General features: G+C 41.3%; 4 protein-coding genes. All 4 read right to left on the bottom strand.

The features are described 5' to 3' along the window. Positions 1–479 (bottom strand): hypothetical protein (locus PHP90_RS13910; protein ID WP_299931088.1); only part of this gene is annotated, 479 nt, incomplete at its 3' end. Further along, the gene (locus PHP90_RS13915) at positions 476–919 is read right to left on the bottom strand and encodes a hypothetical protein (protein WP_299931089.1); all 444 of its coding nucleotides are present in this window, start codon (positions 917–919) and stop codon (positions 476–478) included. The genes PHP90_RS13910 and PHP90_RS13915, both read right to left, overlap by 4 nt. Further along, positions 903–2,015: a 4Fe-4S binding protein gene (locus tag PHP90_RS13920; protein WP_299931090.1), complete on the bottom strand. Its 1,113-nt coding sequence runs from the start codon at positions 2,013–2,015 to the stop codon at positions 903–905. Before PHP90_RS13920 ends, PHP90_RS13915 begins: the two co-directional genes overlap by 17 nt. Before the next feature lie 7 nt (positions 2,016–2,022). Then, entirely contained in the window at positions 2,023–2,634 is a 612-nt protein-coding gene (locus tag PHP90_RS13925; protein WP_299931091.1) for a molecular chaperone TorD family protein, read from the bottom strand. Between the last annotated feature and the right edge of the window lie 166 nt (positions 2,635–2,800).

A 2,800-nucleotide genomic window follows, 5' to 3' on the forward strand; every position in this document is an offset into this window, starting at 1 on the left:
GGATCGTCTGTCGGTTCAATCTCTTCAAAATCTTCGATAATTTGATCTAAAATCTTTTGAGTCATTTTAATCTTAGTAATATTTTCATCGAAAATAGCTTTTGATGCCGGAAACGCCTCTGAGAGCTCTTGATAGATCAAAACACGACCTCCGAAATGACGGTTAAACTCATCAAAGGCACTGCGCAAATACGCTTTTTTTGTCGTATGTCGGAAGAGCGCTTTAATCATTTTTTTACGTTCTTTGATAGGAATCGATTCATCGATCGCTTCAGCAACTCTTTTAATGTCTAAACGTGACAAATAGGCACCGCAATGGTATGGAGACAACAGTTTATCCGAGAGTTCATCTACAAAGCCCGGAACCGGCTCTTCCTCAGGATCATTTTCACTGCTCGTTTCACATGAACCTGTATCACATTTACCTCGGACAAACTCATCAAATTCAGCTCTTAAATCGCTGTAATCGTTTTCTTTCATTCTCTATCTCCTCGTATTAAATCATAAAAATAGCGGCTTAGAGACCGCAGTGCAATGTCATCTTTGAAATCCTCACGCTCAGCATACTGTTCCAGTGCCCTCGGCATGATCAGATCACCGGAGAGTTCATTGTTTTCAATGGTAATCAAATCAACCAAACCGTGTTCTTGTGCAAACTCCGACGACGTATCAACCAAGCTGATGGCTTCACCTTGATACTCAGATCCGATTACCGCACCGTTTAGTTTCGAATGCCTCATTTGTGAAATTGTAAATGCAACATCATCCGGACGGATATTCATCGGAATAACCATTGCATTAATCCCGTCAGCTTTAAACATTTTGTTCATCATCGATGAGAATCGGTTACTGTGTGCCTCTTCGGCAATAAAGCCAAATAATTTTGTCTCGACCGTAATCGAATTATCGTTGTTCATCATTGCTTAAGCCCCATAATTCTAATGCTTCTTCCTCTTCAAGACGGCATCTGCGACAAATTTTCTCGCCACCGACAGAGCTAAACATTGCGTCACATTCATTGCATCGTCGTACCAAATAGGTAACTAAATTTTGAACCGTCGGTGTGTACCACTCTTTGAGATTATACGATGACGATACCGTTATCGCATCACTTTCACATACGTCATGACATAGATGACATTTGACACATAAAAATGGATCAAAATCGATCTTAGAATTGCGCATATCAGACGTTAACGCCCCAGTAGGACAAACCCGATAACACATTTCACACGCGGTACATTTCGTTTCATCCATGAGTTTTTGAGAAGTAAACGTTATTCGTTCCCCATCAACTACATGATATATTGAGGGCTTTTCAAGCCGTTTAAGTGCCGTAAAAAAAACTTTTCGTCGATCGGTAATTTTTTTTGTTCGTAGCCCTTGTGTATGCGTACTGTCAAGGGTGTGAGAAATAAATTCATCCGTACTCATCTGTACTTCACGCTCAAAATTTGCTTTATAAGCACCGATTTTTTTGAGATGAAAGGTTTTGAAAAAATCTCTTCGATCCGGTGTTGCTTCAGATTTCTCATTCTCAGTGTACGCTTCTTCAACCAGATCGACACGATACTCGGATTCCATCGCTTCAAGGCAATAATTGACATTCTCAACACGCACTCGAAGATCACGTAAAATCGGTTCTCCGATTGAACATGAACCGCAATGCCCGATATCAAGATTAAGACCTTTCTTCATACCGCACAATGCAATCAAATGCTCACTACCCAGTGCCGCTACACAGGGTACATTTTTCTGACATGAAACCAGCAACGACGTATCACTCACAAAATCGAAGAAAAAATCAGTAGGATTGAAATCATCCTGTGCCAGAGCTTCCGTTGGACAGGATGAGACGCACCCTGCACATCCGACGCACGTTGATTGGTTGATTGAAGGCAGACGTCCGCTCAGTACAATAGCACCGGTCGGACAAACATCAGCACATAATGTACAAATAGAGTTGACACTGAGTGCGCGGACACATCGTGCAGGTGATAAGCTCAACAATCCCATATGTTTTTTAGACCTCTGCGCTCAAAGTTTCATTATCACTGAGAATAAATTCCAATGCGGTTTCAGCTGCATCGTAATACAATGGGGTTCGAGCCTCATATTTCATATTGATTAGATACATCGGAGCCCAGCGGAGAAGATGCGTATTCAAAAAGTGGTGCTGCACTTTTTTGAGTTCAGCCACAGCTTCAATATCGTTTTCACTCAATGCTTTTTTCTGCGCTTCACATAAATGGTGCATAAATTCAAGTTCAATCCCGATGTGATCCGCCGATACGACACGCGCAACTTCATAGTCCACTAAAAAGTCGTACGCACTGTAAATATCCGTTACCGGATTCGCGCCCCCGGTTTCAATCATTTGGTCGCTTCGTGTATAAAATGTCTCATACGGTACTAAATGCAAAATCGATAGATTCGTAAAATCAGGGTTAAAGTACTCTTCCAAAATCTCTTTATTGGAAAGAGTTGTACGTTGTTCCCATGCTTCCCAATGGGGAAAAAATTCTAAAACAGTCGGGTCGTTTTTGAGTGTCTCTAAAACATCATCATCCAATTCTTGGAGTAATATTCGAGACAGCAATGCGTAAATATTGCTTCGAGCAATGATCTCATCCATAACGATTAAGCCTTTAAAAGTGATTGTAGGATTGTAGCCTAAAGGGCTAAAAAGCCCTTTAGAAATCCCGATTAGAAAGAGAAGGAAGGGATTTTTATCCCTTAATGTTCACATCATATGCCGTTGGATCAAGTTTAACCCACGGACGGAAGATGTGACGAGGTCG

It is taken from the genome of Sulfuricurvum sp. (assembly GCF_028712165.1).
Classification (GTDB): domain Bacteria; phylum Campylobacterota; class Campylobacteria; order Campylobacterales; family Sulfurimonadaceae; genus Sulfuricurvum.